Annotated in this window: 22 protein-coding genes; 14 read left to right on the top strand and 8 right to left on the bottom strand. The window is 71.7% G+C overall.

Annotated elements, in window-relative coordinates:
• Positions 1-17: 17 nt before the first annotated feature.
• Together KDM41_00745 and KDM41_00740 are read right to left on the bottom strand one after the other, a co-directional pair.
• The gene (locus KDM41_00745) at positions 18-566 is read right to left on the bottom strand and encodes a DUF1543 domain-containing protein (protein ID MCB1181939.1); all 549 of its coding nucleotides are present in this window, start codon (positions 564-566) and stop codon (positions 18-20) included.
• 26 nt (positions 567-592) lie between these two features.
• Complete coding sequence (locus KDM41_00740) at positions 593-2,119, bottom strand: hypothetical protein (protein MCB1181938.1); 1,527 nt, start codon at positions 2,117-2,119, stop codon at positions 593-595.
• A 237-nt stretch (positions 2,120-2,356) separates the two neighbouring features.
• Here KDM41_00740 and KDM41_00735 point away from each other — a divergent pair, with 237 nt between their 5' ends.
• The 3 genes from KDM41_00735 to KDM41_00725 all read left to right on the top strand — a co-directional run bounded on the left by KDM41_00735 (position 2,357) and on the right by KDM41_00725 (position 6,451).
• A complete protein-coding gene (locus KDM41_00735) occupies positions 2,357-2,956 on the top strand; it encodes a methylated-DNA--[protein]-cysteine S-methyltransferase (protein ID MCB1181937.1) in 600 nt (199 codons plus the stop codon).
• 18 nt (positions 2,957-2,974) lie between these two features.
• Positions 2,975-5,038: a sodium:solute symporter gene (locus tag KDM41_00730; GenBank protein ID MCB1181936.1), complete on the top strand. Its 2,064-nt coding sequence runs from the start codon at positions 2,975-2,977 to the stop codon at positions 5,036-5,038.
• 87 nt (positions 5,039-5,125) lie between these two features.
• Positions 5,126-6,451 (top strand): hypothetical protein, encoded by a 1,326-nt coding sequence (locus tag KDM41_00725; protein ID MCB1181935.1) that lies wholly within the window; start codon positions 5,126-5,128, stop codon positions 6,449-6,451.
• 36 nt (positions 6,452-6,487) lie between these two features.
• On the opposite strand, the gene KDM41_00720 is transcribed toward KDM41_00725, so the two are convergent.
• The 3 genes from KDM41_00720 to KDM41_00710 all read right to left on the bottom strand — a co-directional run bounded on the left by KDM41_00720 (position 6,488) and on the right by KDM41_00710 (position 8,607).
• Positions 6,488-7,015, bottom strand: a complete 528-nt coding sequence (locus KDM41_00720) for a DinB family protein (protein ID MCB1181934.1) — start codon at positions 7,013-7,015, stop codon at positions 6,488-6,490.
• Positions 7,016-7,223: 208 nt separating this feature from the next.
• Entirely contained in the window at positions 7,224-7,763 is a 540-nt protein-coding gene (msrA, locus tag KDM41_00715; protein MCB1181933.1) for a peptide-methionine (S)-S-oxide reductase MsrA, read from the bottom strand.
• A 220-nt stretch (positions 7,764-7,983) separates the two neighbouring features.
• The gene (locus tag KDM41_00710; protein ID MCB1181932.1) at positions 7,984-8,607 is read right to left on the bottom strand and encodes a hypothetical protein; all 624 of its coding nucleotides are present in this window, start codon (positions 8,605-8,607) and stop codon (positions 7,984-7,986) included.
• A 275-nt stretch (positions 8,608-8,882) separates the two neighbouring features.
• On the opposite strand from KDM41_00710, the gene KDM41_00705 reads away from it, so the two are divergent.
• The 8 genes from KDM41_00705 to KDM41_00670 all read left to right on the top strand — a co-directional run bounded on the left by KDM41_00705 (position 8,883) and on the right by KDM41_00670 (position 18,132).
• A complete protein-coding gene (locus KDM41_00705) occupies positions 8,883-9,557 on the top strand; it encodes a hypothetical protein (GenBank protein MCB1181931.1) in 675 nt (224 codons plus the stop codon).
• Between the two features lie 30 nt (positions 9,558-9,587).
• Complete coding sequence (locus tag KDM41_00700; GenBank protein MCB1181930.1) at positions 9,588-10,202, top strand: hypothetical protein; 615 nt, start codon at positions 9,588-9,590, stop codon at positions 10,200-10,202.
• Between the two features lie 185 nt (positions 10,203-10,387).
• The gene (locus KDM41_00695) at positions 10,388-10,954 is read left to right on the top strand and encodes an RNA polymerase sigma factor (protein ID MCB1181929.1); all 567 of its coding nucleotides are present in this window, start codon (positions 10,388-10,390) and stop codon (positions 10,952-10,954) included.
• Complete coding sequence (locus KDM41_00690; GenBank protein ID MCB1181928.1) at positions 10,951-11,769, top strand: hypothetical protein; 819 nt, start codon at positions 10,951-10,953, stop codon at positions 11,767-11,769. Before KDM41_00695 ends, KDM41_00690 begins: the two co-directional genes overlap by 4 nt.
• A gap of 84 nt (positions 11,770-11,853) precedes the next feature.
• Entirely contained in the window at positions 11,854-13,026 is a 1,173-nt protein-coding gene (locus KDM41_00685; protein MCB1181927.1) for a tetratricopeptide repeat protein, read from the top strand.
• A 116-nt stretch (positions 13,027-13,142) separates the two neighbouring features.
• Positions 13,143-14,981: a glutamine-hydrolyzing GMP synthase gene (gene guaA / locus KDM41_00680; GenBank protein ID MCB1181926.1), complete on the top strand. Its 1,839-nt coding sequence runs from the start codon at positions 13,143-13,145 to the stop codon at positions 14,979-14,981.
• A 287-nt stretch (positions 14,982-15,268) separates the two neighbouring features.
• Positions 15,269-15,853: a sigma-70 family RNA polymerase sigma factor gene (locus tag KDM41_00675; GenBank protein ID MCB1181925.1), complete on the top strand. Its 585-nt coding sequence runs from the start codon at positions 15,269-15,271 to the stop codon at positions 15,851-15,853.
• Positions 15,850-18,132, top strand: a complete 2,283-nt coding sequence (locus KDM41_00670) for a serine/threonine protein kinase (GenBank protein ID MCB1181924.1) — start codon at positions 15,850-15,852, stop codon at positions 18,130-18,132. Before KDM41_00675 ends, KDM41_00670 begins: the two co-directional genes overlap by 4 nt.
• A 78-nt stretch (positions 18,133-18,210) precedes the next feature.
• Here the strand turns inward: KDM41_00670 and KDM41_00665 are convergent, their stop codons facing one another.
• Positions 18,211-19,647 carry an OmpA family protein gene (locus KDM41_00665; GenBank protein ID MCB1181923.1) on the bottom strand — a complete coding sequence of 479 codons (1,437 nt, stop codon included), beginning with the start codon at positions 19,645-19,647 and terminating at the stop codon, positions 18,211-18,213.
• Positions 19,648-19,796: 149 nt separating this feature from the next.
• Here KDM41_00665 and KDM41_00660 point away from each other — a divergent pair, with 149 nt between their 5' ends.
• Positions 19,797-20,810, top strand: coding sequence for a 3'(2'),5'-bisphosphate nucleotidase (locus tag KDM41_00660; GenBank protein MCB1181922.1), 1,014 nt, complete (start codon positions 19,797-19,799; stop codon positions 20,808-20,810).
• 18 nt (positions 20,811-20,828) lie between these two features.
• On the opposite strand, the gene KDM41_00655 is transcribed toward KDM41_00660, so the two are convergent.
• Positions 20,829-21,296 carry a hypothetical protein gene (locus KDM41_00655; protein ID MCB1181921.1) on the bottom strand — a complete coding sequence of 156 codons (468 nt, stop codon included), beginning with the start codon at positions 21,294-21,296 and terminating at the stop codon, positions 20,829-20,831.
• 110 nt (positions 21,297-21,406) lie between these two features.
• Between KDM41_00655 and KDM41_00650 the strand changes: the two genes are divergently transcribed.
• Together KDM41_00650 and KDM41_00645 are read left to right on the top strand one after the other, a co-directional pair.
• Positions 21,407-22,645, top strand: coding sequence for an NAD(P)/FAD-dependent oxidoreductase (locus KDM41_00650; protein ID MCB1181920.1), 1,239 nt, complete (start codon positions 21,407-21,409; stop codon positions 22,643-22,645).
• Positions 22,642-23,085 carry an arsenate reductase ArsC gene (locus tag KDM41_00645; GenBank protein MCB1181919.1) on the top strand — a complete coding sequence of 148 codons (444 nt, stop codon included), beginning with the start codon at positions 22,642-22,644 and terminating at the stop codon, positions 23,083-23,085. The genes KDM41_00650 and KDM41_00645 overlap by 4 nt, the downstream gene beginning before the upstream one ends.
• Positions 23,086-23,137: 52 nt before the next feature.
• Here KDM41_00645 and KDM41_00640 read toward each other — a convergent pair whose 3' ends face one another.
• On the bottom strand, positions 23,138-23,644 hold the full coding sequence (locus KDM41_00640; GenBank protein MCB1181918.1) for a response regulator: 507 nt from the start codon (positions 23,642-23,644) through the stop codon (positions 23,138-23,140).
• Positions 23,645-23,824 lie beyond the last annotated feature (180 nt).

Genomic DNA, 23,824 nt, shown 5'->3' with positions numbered 1-23,824 from the left:
CGCGCCGCGGCGGCAAACTAGCGGGCGTCCGGCCGTCGCGCCGCGAAGGCCGCGATGAGCTCCTCGGGCAGGGGCAGCCACCCGTTGTGGGGCTCGAGGGGCACGGGAACGGCGCCGGGCTCGAGACCCACGTGCCACTCCCCGACCACGCCCACCTCGAGGACTTCGTCCACGTCGTAGAGGTCGTCGGTGTGGACCGACTCGCAGTCGCCCATGAGCGTCGCCTTGGCGCGTTCCTTGGCCTCGTCGGCCGAGGCGGCCACGACGAAGGTGCGGGCGTGGAGCTCGGCGAACTCGCCGGCGCGGTAGCCGCCGAGATTGACGAAGAAGAGCTTCGCGCCCGCCGCCGCCGGATCGCGGCCGAGCACGATCCGGTGCCCGTCGACGACCGCCAGCTCGAGCCACGAGTCGACGTGCAGGCCCGCAGGCGTGCCGAACCAGAGTTCGAGCAGTCGGGGGTAGGTCTCGGCGAGCGACTCGCCGGCGACGAAGACGATGTCGTGCAGCTCGATGTTGCTGCGCGGCGCGCAGTTTCCACCGAGCAGGACGGCGAAGAGTCGGGGCATCGGAATCTCCTCGCGGGCGGTGCCGCTCACGGCTTGCGCCGGAACAGGTTGAGGTACTTGCCGCCGGCCACGGGCAGGTGGATCTGCTCGTATTCGGCCTGGAAGCGCTTGTCCGTCACGATGTCGACTTCGCGGCGGTGCGGCGGGATCAGCTGCGTGCGCGGCCGGTCGGTGATGTCGACGTTGCCGATCAGGATGTAGTCGGGCCGCTGCGAGACGATGTAGGCCCCGTCGTGCTTCTCGTGCCCCGCGTAGCCGAACTCGAAGGTCACCCGCTGATGCGCGATGTGGGGCTCGATGATGCCGTAGAAGTCCCAGGTGCGGAAGCCGGTGGCCCAGGGGATGTAGCCGGCCGGGCCGAGGGCGATGGTCGATCCCGGCGGCAGCTGCGCGGCCATGGCGTCGCCCGCGAGGATCCAGCCGCCGAGGTTGGCCTCGCCCCTGTGCAGGTCGACGAGGCGGCGCTCGCGTCCGGCGAAGGAGGCGGGCAGCAGCGCGACCACGAGTACGGCGGTGAGGATCGCCGCCGGGCCCCGGCGCGCGAGCCAGGGCGACACGGTGAAGAGCGCCGCGACCGTGGTCGTCAGCACAGGCAGCACCGGCACCAGGAAACGGTACATGCCGAGGGAGTCGCCGCCCACCACGGTGGCATAGACCAGCCAGACCCCGGCCACGGCGAAGCTCAGGCCCACGTCGCGACGGCGCAGCACCGCGCCGGCCCCCTGGCGCAGGGCGACGGCGGCCGCCGCGGCGAGGGGCAGGCCGTAGAAGAGCAGGAAGCCCACGGCGTAGGGCCACCCCGTGCGGAGCTGGCCCGGCAGGTCGCCCGTCTTGGCGTAGTAGGTGTTGGGCAGCCAGAGGCCGAAGTACTGGTGGCGCCAGAGGAGGAAGGCGGCCAGGCCCCCGAGCAGGATCGCCGGACCCGCCCAGGACCGCCGGCGGGGCGCCGCGGCGTGGGCGCCGGCGCCGGGCAGCAGGGCCCAGGCCAGGAACAGCACGGCCAGACCCGGCCCCTCCGGACGGGTCAGCACCAGCAGGACCCCCGCCACCGCCGCGGCCACGGCGTCGCGGGCCAGGGCGCCGCGCCAGGCCGCCACGGCGAAGGCCGCGAAGAAGACGGTCTCCAGGCCGCCGAGCATCCAGCAGGCCACCGCGCCGGTCGCCGCCACCAGGAACTGGGCCAGACGGCCGGCGGCCTCGCCCCGCGGGCCCGCATCGGGTGCCAGCGCCCGCACCGCGCCGGGCAGCAGCGCGAGCAGGGCGCCCGCCGCGGCGGTGCTCCAGATGCGGCCCCACAGCAGGGGATCGCAGCCGAGCTTCAGCCCCGCCGCGCTCAGCAGCACGTAGAGCAGGTTGCTGTAGCCCTCGACCCGCTCGCCCGGATTGAAGACCAGACCCTCGCCGGCGACCAGGTTGCGGGCGTAGCGGAAGGAGATGAAGGCGTCGTCGATGACGAAGCGGAAGAGCAGGCCGTGCAGCACGAGCAGGAGCAGGGCGACGCCGGCCCCCAGCAGGGCGCGGCGTCCGATGGGGCTGGCGGTCCGGGTGTCCATGATTCCACTTCCGGGGCCGCCGGGCGGCCGTTCGGTGAGGGGGCGCGGGGTGTCGGTTCGGCGCCGTCCACGTTACACCGGCGCTGCGCGGGCTGTCGACCACCTTGTGGGCGTCGGATGTGGGCACAGCATCCGATCGCCCCCTCGCGCCGCGTTTCTGGTAGGATGGTCGGCGGAGGTGGCCGCATGGTGCGCTACGCGCTGCTCAGAACCGCCGTCGATCCCCTGCTCGCCGTGATGGGCGAACGGGGCCTCGTCCACCTGGAGTTCCTGCCGCGGGCCTGGGAGTACCACACGCGCGCCCACGCCGTGGCCCGCGGGCTGGCCGGCTCGTCTTCCGGCTCGTCTTCCGGAGTGTCTTCCGGAGTGGCATCCGAAGCGGCATCCGAAGCGGCGGCCGATGCAGCGGCCGCGGGCGGCGAGACCGCGCCCACGACCCTCCCGGTGCGCGAAGACCCGGCCGCCTTCGCCGAGCTGACCGACCAGCTCGCCGCCTATTTCGTGGGCCGCCGCACGGCGTTCGATCTCGCGCTCGACCTGCGGGGCACGGCGTTCCAGGTGCGGGTGTGGCGCGAGCTGCTGAAGATCCCGTACGGCAAGACGCGCACCTACGGCGAGGTGGCGCGGGCCCTGCAGCAGCCCAAGGCCACGCGGGCGGTGGGCCAGGCCGCGGGCCACAACCCCCTGCCCATCGTGGTGCCCTGCCACCGCGTCGTCGGACAGGACGGCACCCTGGTGGGCTTCGCCGCCGGCATCACCACCAAGGCCCGCCTGCTGCGGCTCGAGGGCCACACCCTGGGCGACAGCGCCCGTCTCGAGGAGCCGCGACTCTTCTGACATGGATCCGGACCCGCCATGACCCTCTTCGACTGGGCCATCGTCGTCGTCATGTACGCCGCGATCATCCTCGTCGTGCAGCGCACGCGTTCGCGCATGCGCGGTGTCGCCGACTACCTGGCGGCCGGCCGCCTCGCCGGACGCTACCTGCTGACCGTCGCCCAGGGCATCGCCGCGCTCGGCGCCATCACCGTGGTGGCCTACCTCGAGATGGGCTACGAGGCCGGCTTCGCCCAGTACTGGTGGGGCTTCACCACCGCCCTGGTGAACCTGGCCGTGATGGTGACGGGCTGGGTCACCTACCGCTTCCGCCGCACCCGCGCCCTGACCCTCGCCGAGTTCTTCGAACGCCGCTACTCGCGCCGCTTCCGCGTGGTCGCCGGCACCGTCGCCTTCGGGGCGGGCCTGATCAACTTCGGCATCTTCCCCGCCGTCGGGGCGCGCTTCTTCATCCAGTACCTGGGCCTGCCCGAGGTGTGGCATCTGGGCCCGCTGGCGCTGCCCGCCTTCCCCGCGCTCATGGCGCTGCTGCTGGCCACGGCCGTGTGGTTCGTCTTCGCGGGCGGCCAGGTGGCCGTGATGCTGACCGACTTCATCCAGGGCGCCTTCGCCAGCCTCGTCTTCCTGGCGGTGTCGCTGTTCCTGCTGTTGAAGATCGGCTGGCACGACGTGGGCGAGGTCATGGTGCAGGCGCCGGCGGGCATGTCGAAGATCAATCCGTTCGACACGGGCCAGGTCGGCGACTTCAACTTCGGCTACTTCGCCATCGGGGCCATCGGTCTGCTCTACGGCGCCATGAGCTGGCAGGGCACCCAGGCCTACTACGCCTCGGCGCGCACGGCCCACGAGGGCAAGATGGGCGGCGTGCTCTCCCTGTGGCGCATCCGGGCCCAGGAGACGTTCCTGACCCTCATCCCCATCCTCATCTTCACCGTGATGCACCATCCGGACTGGAGCGGCGTGGCCGAGCAGGTGCGCGCCTCCCTCGCCCCCCTCGACAACGACGCCGTGCGCAGCCAGATGCGGGGACCGGTCGTCCTGGCCACGCTGCTGCCCGCGGGCCTGCTCGGCGCCTTCGCGGCCATGATGGTGGGCGCCTTCATCTCGACCCACAACACGTACCTGCATTCGTGGAGCAGCATCTTCGTGCAGGACGTGGTGATGCCCTTCCGCCGCGAACCGCTCTCGCCGCGCGCCCACCTGCGCCTGCTGCGCGGGGCGGTGGTCGGCGTGGCCCTGTTCATCTTCGTGTTCAGCCTCTTCTACAAGCAGAGCCAGGCGATCATGCTCTTCTTCGCCCTGACCGGCGCCATCTTCGCGGGGTGGTCGGGCGCCGTGATCATCGGCGGCCTGTACACGAGCTGGGGCACCACGGCGGCGGCCTGGACCGCCTGCACCGCCGGCGTGACCCTCACCCTGACCGGCTTCGTGCTCGAGCAGGCCCAGCGCGTGTGGCGCGACGACGGGGTCGCGTTCTGGGGCCTGCTCGACGGGCTCGGCGCCGAGCGCGCCGGCGCGGCGGCGGCCTGGGTCGAGGCCCACCTGCCCAACGGCCAGGAGATGTGGGGCTGGTCCATGTGGGTGTGCTCGGCGCTGTACGTGCTGGTCTCCCTCGGCCAGAAGTACCTGGGCCGGCAGGAGCCCTTCGACCTCGATCGCCTGCTGCACCGCGGCGCCCACGAGATCGCGGGCGAGGTCGAGCGCGGCGCCGGCGCGGTGGCGCGGGGCTGGCGCGCCCTGGCCGTCACCGACGAGTTCAGCCGCCGCGACAAGGTGCTGTACGTGCTGACCTACGGCTGGAGCCTGCTGTGGGTGGTGGTCTTCGCCGTCGGCACGGTCTTCATGCTCTCGCGCCATGCCGCCGGCGCGGCCTGGGCGAACTACGACTCGGCCTGGCTCGCCTTCTGGCACACGAAGCTGTGGCTCGAGCTCGTCGTGGCCGCCGCGCTGCTGGTGTGGTTCACCTGGGGCGGCGTGCGCGACGTGCGGGCGCTGCTGCGGGGCCTGGCCGCCCGGACGGACGAGGATCCGGCCGCCCAGGACGACGGGTTCATTGCCACGGGCGATTCCGATTCCCTATAATCATCCCCGTGGAGCGTCCGGCTTCACGAAAGGGGATCGCTCATGTCATGCCGCCCGTTCGTGCGCCGTCGTCCCCGGACGTCTGGCGTGATCGTCTGCCTGCTGGTGGTTCTCGCCGGCGGAGCCGCCGCCTGGGACTGCGCCGTCTGGACGAGCGAATACGCCCCGACCGCCTGGACGATCCGCTCCTACGTGCATTGGCTGGACGAGCCGACGGCCCAGGTTTACGCCGCCGACCGCGCGATCATCGGCGGCTTCGACGTCAACGGCTGGGGCCCGGACTATCCCTTCCTCAGCATCTTCGGGCCGGAGACCGGGGGCAATCCGGTGCGGGAACTGCAGGCCCAGCTGGCGCTCGCGGTGTTTCCCGAGGCGATCGTGCTGGCCGGCGACGCGGCCTATGTGGCGGCCGGCCCCGGGGGCATCCTCGTGGTCGACCTGGCGAACCTGGCCGCTCCGGTGCTGGTCGCGACGCTCCCCACCAACGGCTCGTGCCGGGACATCGCCTGGGACGCCGAACGCGACGTGCTGGTGAGCGCGGAGTGGGATTCGATCCGCACCTGGTCGACGGCGAACCGCACCGCGCCCGAGCGCATCGGCGCCCTGCGCGTGGGCCAGGCCATGGCGGTGGAGCTGCGCGACGAGACGGCGTTCGTGGCCAACGGCACGCTGGGCCTGGCGGTGCTCGACCTGACCCTGCCCGAGGCGCCGACGCTGCTCGGCCAGGCGCCCGCCGGCGGGAACGCCTACGACGTGGCCCTGTGGGGCGACCAGGCCCTGCTCGCCAGCCCCACGGCCGGACTCGTGCGCATCGACATCACCGACCCCGCGCTGCCCACGTGGCGCAGCGTCTCGCCCCTTTCCGGCGAGGGCGTCCAGGTGCTCGTGCACGGCGACTTCGCCTACGTGCTGAGCGCGCGGGTCGAGCCGTTCGGGGTCGACTACCTCGACGACGTGCAGCTCTTCCAGCTCGCCGAGGGCCGCCGGCCGGTGCTGCTGGCCACGGTGCTGCACGCCCCCCTGCAGAAGCTCGCCAAGGCCGGCGACTTCCTGGCGGTGGCCAAGGGCGCCGACGTCCTGGGCCTGCCCTGGCGCTGCCCCATCGTCGTGCCCGTGCCCGACCAGCCCGCGTCCGGCGGGCTCGACCAGCCCTTCCCGAACCCCTTCAACCCGGCGGCGACCTTCCGCTTCGCCCTGCCCGCCGGCCACCGCGGTCGCGTCGAGATCTGCGACGCCCGCGGCCGCCGGATCACCACCCTGTGGCGGGGCGAAGGCGACGCCCGGCCGCACGAGGCGACCTGGCGGGGCACCGACGCGCAGGGGCGCGCGGTGGCCAGCGGCACCTACGTCTTCGTGCTGCGCGACGAGACCGACGGCACCACCCGGACGCGACGGGCCAGCCTCCTGAAGTAGGCCGGCCCGTCGTCGCGTCGCGGGAAGTCGCGGGGACTACATGCCCCACAGGGTCATGGTGTCGACCTTGCGCCCCATGAGTTTCAGGTAGTAGAAGAGCTGCGATTTGTGGCTGGCCAGATGCTGCACCATGATCAGCAGGTGATGGCCCAGGAGGCGGGTGTTGTCGGGCTCCCAGGGTGCGGCCGTCTCGAGGGTGTCGAGGTTCTGCTCGCCCGCCTTCTCCACCATCTGCAGGGCCACCTTGCGGTCGGCCTCGAGGGCCGCCCGGGCGGCGGCGACGCTCGTGGCGGCCGGGAGCTGCGCCGCCGTGGGCAGCTGGGGCTCGGCTCCCTCGGGCTTGTCGCCGCAGTCGTCCGGCATGCCCCAATCGCCGGTCACGAAACCCTGGCAGCACATGCCGCACGCGGTCTCGAGATGCTTGAGGAGTTGGCCGGCCGTCATCCAGTTCTCGCCGGTGGCCGGCTTCCAGCCGAGGTCGGCGTCGGTGAGCAGGCCCATCATCCGGTCGGTGGCGGCGTAGGTGGCGTTGATCTCACTGGTCAGAAGTGCGGTCCAGTTCATTTTCTTCGTCCTGTTTCCTGGGGAAGGCTCTCGCCGCGGCCGCCGGAAGTCGACGCGCCGCACCCCGCCAGGGGGCGGGGGTCGGATCAGGATAGCACAACCAATGGCGAAAACAAGGCGAAAATACTCCCGCCGCCTCAAACGGGAACGGCCCCTCCGCCGGGGAGGCGGAGGGGCCGTCCGGGGACGCCGCGCGGCGCGGTCCGGTCTACTTCAGCTTGTCGGCGAACTCCTTGCGGAACTTGGCCATCTTCGGCGAGATGACCGCCTGGCAGTAGCCCTGCTGCTTGTTGTTCCGGTAGTAGTCCTGGTGGTAGTCCTCGGCCGCATGGAAGCCTTCGTACGGCGCGATCTCGGTGACGATCGGCTTGTCGAAGACCTTCTCCGCCGTCAGGATCGAGATGGCCTCGGTGGCCAGCTTCTTCTGCTCGGCGTCGTGCACGAAGATGACGCTGCGGTACTGGGTGCCGCGGTCGGCGCCCTGCCGGTTCAGCGTTGTCGGATCGTGGGTGCGGAAGAAGACCGTCAGGATGTCGCGGTAGCCGATCTTCTCGGGGTCGTAGGTGATCTGCACGCATTCGGCATGGCCGGTCGTGCCCGAGCAGACGGCCTTGTAGTCGGCGGGACCGTCGCCGCCGGCGTAGCCGGACACGACCTTCTTCACGCCGTCGACCTCCTCGAACACCGCCTCGGTGCACCAGAAGCAGCCGCCGCCGAGGGTGGCGACCTCCGTCTTCGATCCGGCCATGGCATTCGTCCTTCCGAGTACGATCGCGGCGAGCAAGGCGGCCGCGAGCAGGTGGCGATTGCGATTCATGGGAGCGCCCTTTCCGGGTGGGGATGTCTCGTGTCTTCTGCCCTCGGATATGCGGGCGCGCGGCCGGCTGTGACAACCGGCGCGGCAGGGCACATGATAGGGTGGGGTCAGGGACCCGGCAATCGGTCCGGCGTCCGGCACGGCGACGGGATCAGGGCGATCCGTCGCCCGCCCCGGCCGCGCGCACCGGATGGGTGCGCATGAAGACCAGCAGCACGACGAGACCCATGAGCAGGTTCACGAGGCCGAGGCCGAGCGCCCAGCGCTTGAGGCCCTCGTAGGCGCTCGGCACCGCCATCAGGGAGCAGGCCACGCCCCAGCCCAGGCACACGACGACCAGGAACCAGTGGCGCGCGAAGCCGGTGCGCTGGGCCATGTGCACGAAGCCGCCCGAGCAGAATCCGGCCACCAGCAGCGGCAGCCACTTCATCCAGCTGCGCCAGCTCGTGATGTCGCCGAATATCCACTGGAACGAGGCCATGAGGAAGATCACCGCGGCCAGGTAGGCCAGCACGCCGCGGCCGAAGTCGGGCCTCTCCTCGCTGCGCAGCTTCACGTAGCCGATGCGCGGCCAGGTGATGCGCTCCTTGAAGAAGCGCAGGCCGAAGCGCATGGGAAAGACGAGCATGGCCGGCACCCAGGCCAGGTGCGGCGACTCGATGGACCGGGCCACGACGAAGAGCATCACGCCGGCGAGGAACTCGGTCAGGCCGTCCTGGGCGTCGTAGCGGAAGGCGCTGTTCGGCAACTGGTCGAGGTCGGCGGCGGCGTTCATGGCGGCTCCCTGGGTCCACGTCGAGTACCGGAGTGATTCGTCAGTCATATCGATCCGCGCGACAAACTTTCAAGCAAAAACGCGAGCAGGCCCGGCCGGCTGTCGCCGGCCCGACAGAACCCATTGCCTGGCAACACCTTGAGCTACAGGAAGCAAAAACGCGACAAAATCGCTCCCGCGGGAACTTTCGCAGCGTCCGGATTCGTTCTCCCTCCGATGCGACACGCCGCCCCGGACGGGCGGCGCACCCGAACCCCATCCGGAGGACACCGCGCATGACCTTTGTAACGCGCAAGATCGTTGTCCCGGCCCTGGCCCTCGTGGCCCTGGTGTCGGGCGCCGGCACGGCCCACGCCGCCGCCGTCGACTACGTCGGTTTCGCCTGGGAGACCGGCACCCTCGCCCCGAGCAACCCGGGCGACGTGCTGGCCGCGGCCGCCGTCGTCACCCAGATCGACCCCCTCTTCGAGGTCGACCTCGGCGGCGTCGAGGGCACCCTCTTCATCGACGGCCTGGTCAGCACCGGCGGCTACGTGGACGGCCTCGGCCGCACCGTCATCGGCTACGTCGGCGGCGGCATCAGCGTCTACGCCGACCCGGCGCACAACGCCGACTGGGGCGTCAACCCGGCCAACGGCACCGTCCCGGGCACCTTCGTCGACGGCGACCTGGTGTTCTCCGGCAACTTCACGAGCTTCACCCTGATCCTCGACCCGAGCGGCGGCGGCGTCTTCGAAGGCTACGTCGACGGCACCGGCGGTTCGGCCCTGGCCGGCCCGTGCTCGGGCTGCGCCTACACGTTCTCCGGCACCTTCGCGGCCCCGACCGGCGCCCAGATCCCCGCGGGCTACGACCTGCAGATCGACGGCGTCCTGGACGTCGAGTCGACCGTGTCGGTCGAGTCCATGAGCTGGGGCGCGGTCAAGAACCTCTACAACCCGGGCCGCTAGCAAACCGGCTTCAGATCAGGAGAAGACACCATGAAGAAGATCGTGATCGTTTCCGCGCTGCTGGCCCAGATCGCCTTCGCCGCGACCGCCGGCGCCGTGCAGCTCTTCGACTTCGACGCCCAGGCGATCCTGCCGGCCGCGCCCGGCGGCACCGCCGAGGTGTACGGCGTGATCGTCAACGGCACCGCCGTGGCCACGCCGATCCCCCTGGACTTCGGCGGCTTCCAGTACACCATCGTGGTCACGGGCCTGACGCTGGACAGCAGCGGCACCGTCAGCGCGTACTCGGGCGGCAGCGTCGCCATCTACGAGGACGCCGCGACGACCGCCGATTGGGCCCTGCCGGCGACCTTCGCCGACGGCACGGCCATCCTCACCGGCACCCTCGACCCGTTCCAGCACACGCTGTACACGGCGACCCTGGGCAGCGGCACCGGCTATGTGACCTGGACCGGAGGCACGCGCCTGAACGACCTGGCCCCCGCGGACCAGGCGGGCTGGCCGTTCCTGACGGGCATCTCGCGCGCGGCGACCCAGGTCGAGCCCGGCTACACCGAGCGCTGGGACGGCAAGATCGAGCCCACCGGCGAGGTCGTGGCCACCGAGCAGTCGAGCTGGGCCGGCGTAAAGGCCCTCTACCGGTAGTCCGGTGCGCGAGCGGAGCGGAGCCCCATGGGGCCTGGTCGGGATCCCTGCCCTGGGCAGAGGATGAGCAGCGGGGATCCGGCATCGGGTCCCGACCACCGTTCCCTCAAAATGACAGACAAAACCTGAAAATTGATGTAGAATTGCAGAAAGTCAGGATTCCCCCGTCGAAAGACTCTCGCCCGGTGTCTCCCCTTTCTGCAGCCGAGAAACGGCGTTTCGAGGCGGAAATCGTTCCGCATCTGGACCTGCTGTACCGGATGGCCCGCAGCGTGTGCTGCGACCTCGACCGCGCCGAAGACGTGGCCCACGAGTCGTTCCTGAAGGCCCTGCGGGGCTTCGGCGGACTCGAGCCCGACAGCAATGCCCGCGGATGGCTCGCCCGCATCGTCCACAACACCTGCCGCGACGCCTGGCGCAAGCAGGCCCGGCAGGGTGAAGTGGACTGGGACGACGACTTCGAAGCCATCGCCATCGAGCCCGTGCGCGAAGGCGAATGGGAGCCGGCGGTGGTGCGCGACGCCTTCGACGACGAGATCGAGGCGGCCCTGGCCGCGCTCCCTCCGCGCTGGCGGTCGGCGGTCCTGCTCGTCGACGTCGAAGGCTGGAGCTACGACGAGGCCGCCGCGAGCCTCGGGATCGCCGCCGGATCGCTGCGCTCGGCGCTGCATCGGGCGCGCAGGGTCCTCTACGGAAGCCTGCGGGACGCGGCCCGCCAACGGAACCTAAGACAGGGAGAATCGGCCAGTTGACCACCACCTCCGGCATGTGCCACGACGTCCAGCTCGACCCCCGGCAAGAGGTCTGGACCCCCGAGATGCACGACCACGTGGCCGGCTGCGCCGCCTGCCGTTCCTTCCTGGACGGCCTGCGCGAGATGGGCCACCGGCTGCGCGGCCTGCCCGGTGCCGGCCGCCCCATGCCCGACGCCATGCGTCAGCGGCTGCTGCAGGAACTCGAAGCCCCGGCCGCGGCCGCCGTGGTGCCCCTGGCCCGCCGCCGCGGGGCCGGCCTGATGAAGGTGCTCGTGCCCGCGGCCATGGCCGCGTCGCTGGTCCTGGGCGTGGGGCTCGAGAAAGCCTTCCACTTCGGCGCGCCGGCCCATCCGGCCGAGGTCGAGCGCAACATCGGCATGTACATCGAGGACGTCACCCACGACCACTACCTGCTCGAACGCATCGGCCGGCCCCTCGAGGTCGCCATGACCGATCCGGGCGAGCTCTCGGGCTGGCTCAGCCACTCCCTCGCCTTCGATTTCGAGGTGCCCGCCGCGACGGAGGGCCTGGCTCTCGAAGGCGGGCGCGTGTGGCACACGGTGGGCCGTCTGTCGGCCCTGGCGTCGTACCGCACCCCGACCGGCGAACGCGTGGTGCTCTTCGCCGTGCCGGCGGCCAACCTCGACCTGGCCGGCGCCGAGCGCACCGAGGTGGCCGGACACGAGGTCTTCCGCGGCACCGGCTGGGAGCGCGAGGCCCGGGTGTGGCTCGAAGGCGACCTGGCCCTGGCCCTCGTGGCCGCCGACGGCGCCCTGCCCGACGGCTGGGCCGGCAACTTCCTCGTCCACTGATCTCCCGGCGCACGTTTGCCGCCTCCGGTCCGGCGCCGTAGGTTGATGGTCCCCCGACGGCCCCCGCACCGGAGTCGTCCGCCCATGAAGTCGAGCCTCGTTCTCGCCCTGCTGCTCCTCGCGGCCCGGCCCGCCGCCGCGGGCGAAGCCGTGCGCGTCGATCCGCCGACACCCGACGTCACCAGCCACACGGGCGTGCTGCACTCGCGGATTCTCGCGGAGGAGCGCCCCTTCACCGTCTACCTGCCGCGGGGCTTCGACCGCCAGCCCGACCGCACCTACCCCGTGATGATCGTGCTCGACGGGGGCGCCTACGGCGGCCTGATGGCCGAGACCCTGCACCTGATGCGCATCCGGGGCGGTGCGCCCGCGGTGATCACCGTGGCCGTGCCCAACATCGACCGCCGGCGCGACTTCCTGCCCTTTCCGGTCGACTACCTGCCCACCAGCGGCGGAGCCGGTCCCTTCCTCAGCTTCCTGGCCGACGAACTGGTGCCCTGGATCGAGTCCGAGTACCGCGGCAACGGCTACCGCATCCTCTTCGGCCACAGCTTCGGCGGGTTGCTGGCCACCTACGCCCTGGTCTGCCGGCCCGAGGTGTGCCAGGCGGCGCTGGCCGCGAGTCCGGCCCTGTACTACGACCGCGGCCGCACCCTGCGCACCATCGAGAAGATCCTCACCAGCCGGCCTCCCGCGGGGCCGCGCTATCTCTTCCTGTCCATGGCCGACGAGCTGATCTACGCCGAATCGATCGACTTCCTGCAGGGGCGTCTGGACTCGCTCGCCACCGGGTGGCTGCGCAGGGACGAGATCCGCTACCCCGGGGAGTCGCACGTGTCGATGGTGCTGCACGCCCTGCCCGATGCCCTGGAGGGCCTCTTCGCGGGCTGGAACCTTCCCCCGGAGGTGGAAGCGCAGGGGCGCGAGCCGATCCGGGCCCACTTCGCGGAGCTGACGGCGCGGATGGGCTACGAGGTCGAGGTTCCGGAGGAGCTCGTCAACCGGCTGGGCTACGCGGCCCTCGGGCGGGGCGAGACCGACGCGGCGCTGGACCTCTTCCGCTGGAACACGGAGCGCTTCCCGGCCTCGGCCAACACCTGGGACAGCCTCGCCGAGGCGCTGCTCGCGGCCGGCGACCGGGACGGCGCCGTGGCCCGGTACCGGCAGGCGCTGGCGGTGGATCCGGACTTCGCGCCGTCGCGGGAGGCGCTGGCGCGGCTGGGCGCGGCGGGCGGAACGCCCGGGCCGGGCGGCTGAGCGGGGGGCGCGGCGGCGGCCTTGCCCCGTCGGGCCCCATCTGTTACATATCCCCCCATCCCAGCCCCGGAACGCCGGGTTCCGGGCCGCCCCCAACCCTCCACCGGGACGGTCCCATGTCGCAGCAGATCCACAATCACGACAAGATCGCGGTCGTCGATTTCGGCGGGCAGTACGCCCACCTGATCGCCACCAAGGTGCGCCGGGCCCACGTGCTTGCCGAGATCCGGCAGCCCGAGGACGCCACCGCGGACTTCGCCGGCTACAAGGGCGTCATCCTCTCGGGCAGCCCCGCCCTGGCCTCCTTCGGCGAGGACGACGACTGGAACAAGGGCATCCTCGACCTCGACGTGCCCGTCCTCGGCTTCTGCTTCGGCCACCAGGAGATCGCCAAGCACTACGGCGGCACGGTGATCAACGGCGCCCAGGAGTGGGGCCATGCCGACCTGCACATCGTGCGCGAGCATCCGCTGTTCAAGGGTCTGGGCCGGGTCGAGCAGGTGTGGATGAGCCACTTCGACTCGGTCACGGCGGTGGGGCCGGACTTCGAGGAGCTGGGCTACTCGATCCTGGGCGAAGGCGGCCAGCCGCACCGGTTCGCCGCGATCGGATCGGACAAACTCCGCCGCTACGGCTTCCAGTACCACCCCGAGGTCGACGACACCCTGCACGGCGACGACATGATCGCCAACTTCGTGCTGGAGATCTGCGGCTGCGCGCCCACCTGGACCATGGACAGCTACGTCGAGGAGCAGGTGGCCAGGATCCGCGCCCAGGTGGGCGACGGGTCGGTCTTCCTGCTGGCCTCGGGCGGCGTCGACTCGACGGTGGCGGCGAAGCTCTTCGCCGAGGCGCTCGGTCCGGACCGCCTGAAGCTGCTGCACGTGGACAACGGCCTGATGCGCAAGGACGAGTCCAGGGCCGTGGTCGAGATGTTCACGGACCTGGGCCTGGGCGGGAACTTCCACTTCATCGACGCCACGGACACGTTCCTGGCCGCGCTCGCGGGGAAGATCGAGCCCGAGGCCAAGCGGCGCGCCATCGGCGACACCTTCATCGAGGTCTTCGAGAGCGAGGCGCGGCGGCTGGGCATCACCGACCACCTGCTGGGCCAGGGCACCATCTACCCGGACACCATCGAGACCGGCGGCACCAAGCGCTCGGACACCATCAAGACCCACCACAACCGCGTGCCCATCATCGAGGAGATGATCGCCGCGGGGAAGGTCGTCGAGCCCCTGGCCGACCTCTACAAGGTCGAGGTGCGCGAGCTGGGCGAGATGATGGGCATCCCCCACGACATGATCTGGCGGCACCCGTTCCCGGGCCCCGGCCTGGGCGTGCGGCTGCTGTGCAGCGACGGCACGGTCGACGGCGCCGAGCAGCTGGCGGCCATCGCACCGGCCCTGGACGACGCCCTCGGGAAGCACGGGCTGCAGGGCGCCGCGTTGCCCATCAAGTCGGTGGGCGTGAAGGCCGACCTGCGCTCGTACGAGCATCCGGCGCTGATTCACGGCGAGGCCGACTGGGACACGCTGGCCGAGGCCTCGGGAACCGTGTTCAAGACCATCGGCGGGCTGAACCGCACGGTGTGGAACCTGGCGCCGGAGATGCCGCAGGCGTACCGGCCGCTGGCCGCCGGCATGACGAAGGACCGCCTGGACCTGCTGCGCGAGTGCGACTTCATCATGATGGACGCGCTGCGGCGCCACGGCTGGTACGAGAAGGTGTGGCAGTGCCCGACGGTGCTGGTGCCCCTGGAGATCGACGGCAAGGGTCGCGAACTGTGCATCCTGCGGCCGATCCAGAGCGAGCGGGCCATGACGGCCACGGCCTCGCGGCTGCCGCTGGAGATCCTGCACGAGGTGCGCGACCGCGTGCTGCGGCTGCCGGGGATCAGCGGGTTGGCCTACGACCTGACGTCGAAGCCGCCGGGAACGATCGAGTGGGAATAGGCGCGGCCGACCGACGCCCGGACCGAAGGCGGTCCGGGCGTTTTTTTTCGAGCCCGGAGCCGGCGCGGCGACGCTGGCCGGATTCCCCGCCGGAGCGCGCATGATCCGGGGAAACCCGTGACCAGGAGCGTGCCATGGCGAGAATCCCCGGTTGCCCCATCCCCCTGCGGCGACTCACCCGCGTTTCCCCGGCCCTATTGACGCTGATCGCGCTGGTGTGTCACAGTGGCGGGGTGGGGAACGCCCCCGACCGCCGCCATTTCGACCACCCACTGCCGGGAGACGCCATGGCCCAGGACGACCGCGGCGCCGACCGTCCCGCCGAGCAATCGCGCCCCGCGGCGGACGCGGGCCCCGAGCAGGTCGCCGCAACCGTCGCCGAGCTCTACGACAGCCTGCGCGCCCTGGCCGCCGGCTACCTGCGGCGGGAGCGCCCGGACCACACCCTCCAGCCCACCGCCCTCGTCCACGAAGCCTACATGAAGCTGTCGCAGCAGGACGGCCTGCGGTGGAACGACCGGCTGCACTTCTTCCACATCGCCTCGGCCCAGATCCGGCGCATCCTCGTCGACCACGCCCGCACCCGGGGGCGCCACAAGCGGGGCGGCCAGTTCGTGCGGGTCACCTTCGACGAGAACCTCGTCGGCGACGACGGCGGGTTCGATCTCGTCGACCTGGACCATGTGCTCGACCGCCTGGACCGGGAGTCGGCCACCGACCGCCAGATCGTCGAACTGAAGTTCTTCGGCGGCCTGACCGAGCCCGAGATCGGCGAGGTGCTCGGCATCAGCGAGCGCACGGTGCGCCGCCGCTGGCTCTTCGCGCGCACCTGGCTGCTGCGCGAGCTGTCGCGCGACGGGGGTCCGGCGTGAAGGGGCGCTACGAGCGCCTGCGCGAGCTCTTCGATGCGGCCGAGCCCCTCGGCCCCGACGAGCGGACCGCGTTCCTCGCCCGCGAGTGCGCCGACGATCCGGAACTGCAGCGGGACCTCACCGAACTCCTCTCCACGCGCGAGCGCGTGGGCGGCTTCCTGCAGCAGGGCGCCGTCGCGTGGTCCGGGCGGCGCATCGGCCGCTACGTGATCGAGGACGTCATCGCCGAGGGGGGCATGGGGCTCGTGCTGCGCGCGCGGCAGGAGAACCCCGACCGCCGGGTCGCCCTGAAGATCGTGCGCGGCGCCCTGGTCGGCGACCGCCTCAAGCAGCGCTTCGAGCTGGAGGCGCGCACGCTCGCCCGCCTCGGGCATCCCGGCATCGCCCAGATCTTCGAGGCCGGCACTTTCGACGCGGGCGGCGAGACGCAGCCGTTCTTCGCCATGGAACTGGTCGACGGGCAGCCGCTGACCGGCTACGTGCGCCAGGCGAATCTCGACCCCCGGGCCTGCCTGCGGCTGTTCATCCGCATCTGCGAAGCCGTCCACCACGCCCATCTGCGCGGGGTCATCCACCGCGACCTGAAGCCCTCGAACATCCTGGTGCGCCGGGACGGCAATCCCAAGATCCTGGACTTCGGCGTGGCGCGCCTGACGGACGTCGACGCCCGGCTGACGACCATCGGCGAAGAGACGGGCCGCATCGTCGGGACGCTGGCCTACATGAGTCCCGAGCAGGTGCGCGGCGACCTCGACGGCACCGATGTGCGCGCGGATGTCTACGCCCTCGGCGCCCTGCTCTACGAGACGCTGTCCGGACGGCTGCCCCACGAGATCGACGGCAGGGACTTCCTCGCCGCCGCCCGCATCGTCGGCGAGGAGACGCCCGGACCCATGGGGCGGCCGGGCGCGGCCCTGCCCGCCGATCTCGAGACCATCGTCGCCACCTGCCTGCGCCACGAGCCGGACCGGCGCTACGGCTCGGCCGCCGAACTGGCCGACGACCTGAAGCGGTTCCTCAGCGACGAGCCCATCGCCGCGCGGCCGCCGAGCACGGTCTACCATCTGGCCAAGTTCGCCCGCCGGAACCGCGGCGCGGTGATCGCCTCGACGGTCACCGTGATCGCCCTGGCGGCCGGGCTGGTGGTCTCGCTGCTGGGCTGGGCGGAGGCGCGCCGGGCCGGTCGCGCCGCCACCCTGGCGGCCGACGAATCGGAGGCCGTGACCGGCTTCCTCACCGACATCCTGACCGCCTCGGACCCCTACCACGACGGCACCGAGGTGCGCGTCGTCGAGGTCCTGGATCGGGCGGCCGAGCGCCTCGCGGACGAGTTCGCCGGACGCCCCGAGCTGGCGTCGCGCCTGCACGGCGTGCTGGGCGAGACCTACCGTGGCCTGGGCCAGTACGAGGCCACCGACCGCCAGCTGCGCCTGGCCGTGGCCCGCGCCGAGGAGACCGCAACCGGGCCCGACGATCCGGTGCTGGCCTGGCCCCTGGTGCTGCTCGGCGACCACCTGCTCGACGGCGACGACCTCGCGGCCGCCGACTCGACGGCGGCGCTCGCGGCCCGGGCGGCCGCCGGCCTGCCGTCCGACAGCCCCGTGATCTGCCGCATCCAGCTCCAGCGGGGCTTCATCGCCGAGTGGTCGGGCGACCTCGCCGGGGCCGCGGCGCTCTTCGACGAGGGCCTGACCCTGGCGGAGGACCGGCTCGATCCGGCCGCCGAGGTCCGCCTGGACCTGCAGGTCGCCCTGGGCAACGTGCTCGGGCAGCTCGGCGAGCTCGACCGGGCGCGCGACCTCCTGGCCGACGGCGTGGCCCGCATGCGCGCGAGCCTCGGCGCGGAGAACCCGACGGTGCTTTCGGTCCAGGGCAACCTGGCCGGGGTGCACGAGCAGCTCGGCGAGTTCGAGCGGGCGTTGGTCCTGCGGGAGTCCTCGCTGGCGATCAGGCGCCGGGTGCTGGGCGACGACCACCCCGACACGGCCGTCGGCGAACACAACCTCGCCCACCTGTACCGCGAGATGGGACGCCCCGCCGAGGCCGTGCCCCACCACGAGGCCGCCCTCGCGATCTTCGCCGACGCCGGACCGGAGCGGGCGGTGCTGACGGCCATGTTCCGGGCGGGATACGGCAAGACCCTCGTGGCCCTGCAGCGCGACGCCGCGGCCCTCGCCGAATTCGACGCCGCCTACGTCGTCCTGGAAGAGGCCTTCGGCGCGGACCACCCCCGCGTCCGGGCCATCGCCGCGGACCGGGACTCCCTCCGCGGGAACTGATTCCCTGCCCGGACGCCAAGGAGCCCGGACCGATCCCGGCCCGGGCTCCTTCGCATCGCCGACGGTCGACCGGGCCGGCTAGTTGGTCCGCACCAGTTCCACCCGCCGGTTCGCCGCGCGGCCCTCGCGGGTGCCGTTGTCGGCGATGGGCTGGCCTTCGCCGTAGCCCACGGCCGTCAGGCGGCTCGACGCGATGCCGCGGCCGACGAGGAAGAGGCGCACGGTGACGGCGCGCCGGCTCGAGATGTCCAGGTTGTACTCGGCCGAGCCCGTGCTGTCGGTGTGACCCTGGATCTCGATGTTGACCTCCGGGTACGCCTTCAGCGACTCGACCACCTTCTCGAGGACGGCGAACGACTCGGGCGTCAGCTCGTCGGAATTGGTGGCGAAGCTCACGCCCTCGAGCACCATCTCGGCCTTGATCTCCGCGACCACCGGGCAGCCGTTCGCATCGACCTCGACACCGGCGGGCGTGTCGGGGCACTGGTCGTCGGCGTCGAGCACGCCGTCCATGTCGTTGTCCGGATCGGGACAGCCGTCCTCGTCCTGGAAGCCGTCCATGTCCTCGGCCTGGTCGGGGCAGCCGTCCTTCGTGTCGATGATGCCGTCCATGTCGTTGTCGGGGTCGGGGCAGCCGTCGTTGTCCTGGAAGCCGTCGAGGTCTTCGGCGTCGTCGGGGCAGCTGTCGTCGGCATCCCACAGGCCGTCGCCGTCGTTGTCCACGTCGGGGCAGCCGTCCTCGTCACGGAAGCCGTCGAAGTCCTCGGCCTCGTTGGGGCAGTTGTCCACCTTGTCCTCGAGGCCGTCCTTGTCCGAGTCGCGCGAGCCGCCGAACCACAGGGTGCCGCCCAGGAAGAACTCCCAGCGGCCGGTGTTGATGTCGGCCTCGGCGGGGCCCCACAGGGCGCTGCTGCCCACGTTGTCGCGGTCCATGCCGAAGAGGAACGAGTGGCGGGCGCCCACCTCGAGGGCCACCGTGCGGGACAGGTGGTACTCCGCGCCGAGGGTCAGCGAGGCCAGCAGGCTCGTGCCCTCGAGGGGCACCGTGGCGCCGTTCTCGTCGGCCCCGTCGACCGTCGGGCCGCCGGGGAAGACGCCGAAGTCGCCGCCGTTCTCGTCGCGCACCTGCCAGTCCATGAAGCCGAGGCGGCCGCCCAGGTAGGGCACGAAACGGCTCTCGGGCGCCAGATGCCAGCGCGCCCCCGCGAAGCCCGTGAGCTGGGTGGTGTAGAAGGCGTGCACCGAGTCGAAGGTGAAGCCCGCGTCCTCGCCCTGCAGGGCGCCGGGGCGGGTCCAGCCGTAGTGGACACCCAGTTCGCCGGACCAGCGCGGCGAGAAGCCGCGACGCAGCCAGAGGCCGATGTTCTGGTCGACGTTGGAATAGTCGTGGTCGCCGCCGACCAGCTTCTGGATGCCGAGCTGGCCCCCGATGCCGGTGCGGCCGGTGAGGTCGTCGGCGGAGGCCGTCGCGGCGAAAGCGACGACGAGGAGGAACAGGACGATGGATCGCTTCATGGCTTTGTCTCCCGGACGAATCAATCCCCAAACGTTCGACTGCGGGCATCGGATGCGCTGATGAAGCCACAAGATCTTGCCGGTCCCGGCCCGGCTGTCTAGACTAACGCCCGCCGCCGATCCAGGCAAGCGACACCACAGGAGATCCCATGACGCCGTTCCGCACCGACCTGCCCCTCGCCGCCGAACTCGCCGCCGCCGTGACCGCCGTGCGCCAGGCCGCCGCCCTGTGCCGGGAGGTGCAGGCCGCCATCGACCCGGGGGCCCTGGCCAAATCCGACCGCAGCCCCGTCACCGTGGCCGATTTCGGCAGCCAGGCCCTGGTTTGCCGCATTCTCGGGCAGGCCTTCCCGGACGACCCCGTCATCGGCGAGGAGGACGCCGCCGCCCTGCGCGATCCGGCCCACGCGGCCCTGCGCGACCGGGTGGTCGGGCTGGTCGCGACGCAGACGGGCGACGCCGACGCCGCGCGGGTCCTGACGTGGATCGACCGCGGCGACGCCAAGGAGGCGAGCCCCCGTTTCTGGACCCTCGACCCCATCGACGGCACCAAGGGCTTCCTGCGGGGGGGGCAGTACGCCATCGCCCTGGCCCTGATCCTCGACGGCGAGATCGCCCTCGCGGCCCTCGGTTGCCCCAACCTCGGCGCGCGCCTGGACGGCCCCTGCGGCGACGGCACCCTGCTGTGCGCCGTCCGGGGCGAGGGCACCTGGGAGCTGCCCCTGCTGGGCGAGGGCGAGCCGCGCCGCGTGCAGGTGAGCGCCGAGTCGGCGACGGCGGGCATCCGGTTCTGCGAGTCGGTGGAGTCGGGGCATTCGGCCCACGGCGAGTCGGCCCGCCTGGCCGCGCACCTGGGCATCACGGCCGAGCCGGTGCGCCTGGACAGCCAGGCCAAGTACGCGGTGGTGGCGCGGGGCGAGGCCGAAGCCTACCTGCGCCTGCCGCGCGACGACGTCTATCGCGAGAAGATCTGGGACCACGCCGCCGGCGTGCTGTGCGTGACCGAGGCCGGCGGCCGGGTCACCGACGTGCTGGGCCGCGACCTGGACTTCGCCCGGGGCTACCGGCTGGAAGGCAACCGGGGCGTGGCGGTGGCCAACGGCCCCCTGCACACGCCCCTGGTCGAGGCCATGGCGGACCTGGGCATCGGCCGCTTCGCCTAGCCGCGGCCGCGGTCCCGCCTAGAAGAAGAATCCCAGCCGGATCGCGTAGAACTCGCCGTCGCCGGTGGGCTTGTAGCGGACCGAGAGGTCGATCAGGTCCTTGCGGAAGCCGGCGTTGGCCATGACGCCCCACTCGTCGATCTCGGTCCAGTAGCCGCCCTCGACGCCCACGTACAGGGCCTTGAGATCGAACTGCGGTCCGGCGGCGAACTCCCACATGGTGGTCGAGTCGGTCTCGATGTTGGTGCCCTCGATGAGCGTGATGCCCGAGAAGCGGTACCAGCCGAGCGAGCCGGTGATGTCGACGTAGCCCGTCATGGGATAGTCGAAGATGGCCGACAGGCCGTAGCCGTCGCCGACGAGCTTGTCGAAGAGCCCCTGGGGCGCGGCGTAGCTCAGGGCCAGGCCGCCGTGCTTCTCGACGGCCAGGGCGGGGCCGGCCAGGGCCAGGGTGAGGGCCAGGGTCAGCCACAGGGTCCGTTTCATGGCGCATTCCTCCGCGCGGTTCGGGTCGCATCCGTGCCGGGTTCGAATTGCCGGGATTTTTCCACGGCGGCGCGATATTCTCAAGCCTCGCTTCGCATCCGGGAGGATCCATGCTCGTCGTCATCGGAGGCGGGCCGGCCGGCTTCTTCGCCGCGATCCGGGCCCGCGAGATCGCCCCCGACCGCCCGCTCGTGCTGCTCGAGCGCGGCGGCCGCGTGCTGCGCAAGGTCGCCGTCAGCGGTGGTGGGCGCTGCAACGTGACCCACGCCTGCTTCGACCCGCGCGAGCTGGTGACCCGCTACCCGCGTGGCGGCCGCGAGCTGCGCGGGCCCCTGCACGGGTTCGGTCCGGGCGAAACCGTCGCCTGGTTCGCCGCCCGCGGCGTCGAGCTGAAGACCGAGGACGACGGCCGCATGTTCCCGGTGACCGATTCGTCGGCCACCATCGTCGAGGCCCTCGAGCGCGCCGCGCGCGAGGCCGGCGTCGCGGTGCGGACCCGCGCCGCGGTCGCGTCCCTGGCCGCCGACGGCCCGCAGTGGCGGGTCGAACTGGCCGACGGCGATCCCCTCGTGGCCGACGCGGTGCTGCTGGCCACGGGCGGGCAGGCCGCGGGGGCGGGTGTCGACGGGCTCGCCCTGGCCGCCGGCTGCGGGCACACGGTCGTGCCGCCCGTCCCGTCGCTCTTCACGCTGAACATCGCCGACCCCCTGCCCGGCGACCTGGCCGGCGTCAGCGTGCCGGCCGGACGCATCCGCGTCCCCGGCGCCAAGGCTCTGACCGAGACGGGGCCTATCCTCATCACCCACTGGGGGCTGAGCGGCCCCGCGGTGCTGCGCCTGTCGGCCTGGGGCGCCCGCCACTTCGCCGACCACGGCTACGAGCTCACGGTCGAGGTGAACTGGACCGGCGACCGCACGCCGGACGCCATGGACGCCGAACTGCAGGCGACGGCGCTCACCCACGGGCGCCAGGCCGTGCGCTCGACGCCCCTCGCCGGGCTGCCCCGCCGCCTGTGGGCTGCCCTCGCCGACGCCGCCGGCCTGGACCCCGAACGCCGCTGGGGCGACCTGGGCAAGGCCGAGCGCCGCGCCCTGGCCGTCCGCGCGACCGCCTGCCCGTTCGCCGTCGAAGGCCTGACGTCGTACAAGGAGGAGTTCGTCACCTGCGGCGGCGTGGCCCTGCCCGAGGTCGACTTCCGCAACATGGCCAGCCGGGTCGCGCCGGGGCTGTTCCTCGCCGGGGAGGTCCTCGACGTCGACGGCGTCACCGGCGGCTTCAACTTCCAGAACTGCTGGACGACCGGCTGGCTCGCCGGCGCCGGCCTCGCCTCTCATGGAGCGTCGACATGACCAGCGATCCCGCCGACCCGCGCGCGAAGGTGCTCTTCCTCTGCACCGGCAACAGCTGCCGCAGCCAGATGGCCGAAGGCTGGGCCCGGGCCCTGCGATCCGACGACATCGCCGCCTGGTCGGCCGGCGTCGAGACCCACGGCCTGAACCCGCGCGCGGTGCAGGTCATGGCCGAGGCGGGCGTCGACATCAGCGGCCACCGCTCCGAACTGGTCGACGACCTGCTGCACGTCCCCTTCGACCTGGTGGTGACGGTGTGCGGCCACGCCCACGAGAGCTGCCCGGTGTTCCCCGGCGGCGCGCGCGTGGTGCACCACGGCTTCGACGACCCGCCGGCCCTGGCGCGGCAGGCCACGAGCGAGGACGAGGTGCTGGCGTGCTACCGAAGGGTGCGGGACGAGATCAGGGCGTTCGTGGCGGCGCTGCGGGTGGGCGGCTGAGGACTTCGGCGACGGGGCGGCGCCGGAGCGCCGCCCCCGTCTTTCTCCCCGTTCAATCCCCGCTGGGAATCGTCTCACGGTCGGAGATCTGCGCCGATTCCTTGGCCACCGCGAAGATGTTGTCCAGGACCCGGTTCATGTCGAAGGGCCGGAAGATCTCGCTGCGGGCGCAGTCGAGAATGCCCGCGAGGCGGGTGATGAGCGTCGGCACGTGCACCGGTTTGTCGATGACGGCGTCGAGGCCCCGCAGACTCGTCGTCCCCTCGGCGATCCACGAGCCCGTGTCGACGAGCGCCACCAGCGGCAGGATGCCGCCGACGTGGTTCCGCCGCAGGGCGTTCACCGTGTCGGTCCACTCCGCCCGGCCGAGCCTGGCATCGATCAGCACGAGATCGAAGTAGTTGCGCCGCACCAGCCCGCGGGCCTCCAGGCCGGTGCCCACCACGGTCACGTTCAGGCCGTACTGGGCCAGCAGTCCGCGCATGTTGAGGGCCGAGACCGGATCCGGATCGACCAACAGGAACGTCTTGCCCACCAGGATTTCCGGCAGTCGCATCATGTTGCAACCTCGCTTTCGCCGCGATCCCCAAATTTCCCCCCGGGCTTGCGAAATCCGGGCCGGACGGTGCCATCCCCGTTATCGGCCCCTGTGTGGAAAACTTGAGTTATTATACGCTATCATGACGCATGAAACGCTACGGGCGATCTGCAGTCGGGCCGTTCGCCGGCCATGAAAAGG

The sequence above is a fragment of the bacterium genome (genome assembly GCA_020440705.1).
GTDB lineage: Bacteria > Krumholzibacteriota > Krumholzibacteriia > LZORAL124-64-63 > LZORAL124-64-63 > JAGRNP01.
Note: the sequence above shows the minus strand (reverse complement) of the source record. Positions and strands in the feature narration are given on the sequence as shown.

Bases quoted from the DNA above. Each gene is read 5' to 3' on its own strand.
- KDM41_00745 (MCB1181939.1), bottom strand. From the start codon at position 566: ATGCCCCGACTCTTCGCCGTCCTGCTCGGTGGAAACTGCGCGCCGCGC.
- KDM41_00740 (MCB1181938.1), bottom strand. From the start codon at position 2,119: ATGGACACCCGGACCGCCAGCCCCATCGGACGCCGCGCCCTGCTGGGG.
- KDM41_00735 (MCB1181937.1), top strand. From the start codon at position 2,357: ATGGGCGAACGGGGCCTCGTCCACCTGGAGTTCCTGCCGCGGGCCTGG.
- KDM41_00730 (MCB1181936.1), top strand. From the start codon at position 2,975: ATGACCCTCTTCGACTGGGCCATCGTCGTCGTCATGTACGCCGCGATC.
- KDM41_00720 (MCB1181934.1), bottom strand. From the start codon at position 7,015: ATGAACTGGACCGCACTTCTGACCAGTGAGATCAACGCCACCTACGCC.
- msrA (MCB1181933.1), bottom strand. From the start codon at position 7,763: ATGGCCGGATCGAAGACGGAGGTCGCCACCCTCGGCGGCGGCTGCTTC.
- KDM41_00710 (MCB1181932.1), bottom strand. From the start codon at position 8,607: ATGAACGCCGCCGCCGACCTCGACCAGTTGCCGAACAGCGCCTTCCGC.
- KDM41_00705 (MCB1181931.1), top strand. From the start codon at position 8,883: ATGACCTTTGTAACGCGCAAGATCGTTGTCCCGGCCCTGGCCCTCGTG.
- KDM41_00700 (MCB1181930.1), top strand. From the start codon at position 9,588: ATGAAGAAGATCGTGATCGTTTCCGCGCTGCTGGCCCAGATCGCCTTC.
- KDM41_00685 (MCB1181927.1), top strand. From the start codon at position 11,854: ATGAAGTCGAGCCTCGTTCTCGCCCTGCTGCTCCTCGCGGCCCGGCCC.
- guaA (MCB1181926.1), top strand. From the start codon at position 13,143: ATGTCGCAGCAGATCCACAATCACGACAAGATCGCGGTCGTCGATTTC.
- KDM41_00675 (MCB1181925.1), top strand. From the start codon at position 15,269: ATGGCCCAGGACGACCGCGGCGCCGACCGTCCCGCCGAGCAATCGCGC.
- KDM41_00665 (MCB1181923.1), bottom strand. From the start codon at position 19,647: ATGAAGCGATCCATCGTCCTGTTCCTCCTCGTCGTCGCTTTCGCCGCG.
- KDM41_00660 (MCB1181922.1), top strand. From the start codon at position 19,797: ATGACGCCGTTCCGCACCGACCTGCCCCTCGCCGCCGAACTCGCCGCC.
- KDM41_00655 (MCB1181921.1), bottom strand. From the start codon at position 21,296: ATGAAACGGACCCTGTGGCTGACCCTGGCCCTCACCCTGGCCCTGGCC.
- KDM41_00650 (MCB1181920.1), top strand. From the start codon at position 21,407: ATGCTCGTCGTCATCGGAGGCGGGCCGGCCGGCTTCTTCGCCGCGATC.
- KDM41_00645 (MCB1181919.1), top strand. From the start codon at position 22,642: ATGACCAGCGATCCCGCCGACCCGCGCGCGAAGGTGCTCTTCCTCTGC.
- KDM41_00640 (MCB1181918.1), bottom strand. From the start codon at position 23,644: ATGATGCGACTGCCGGAAATCCTGGTGGGCAAGACGTTCCTGTTGGTC.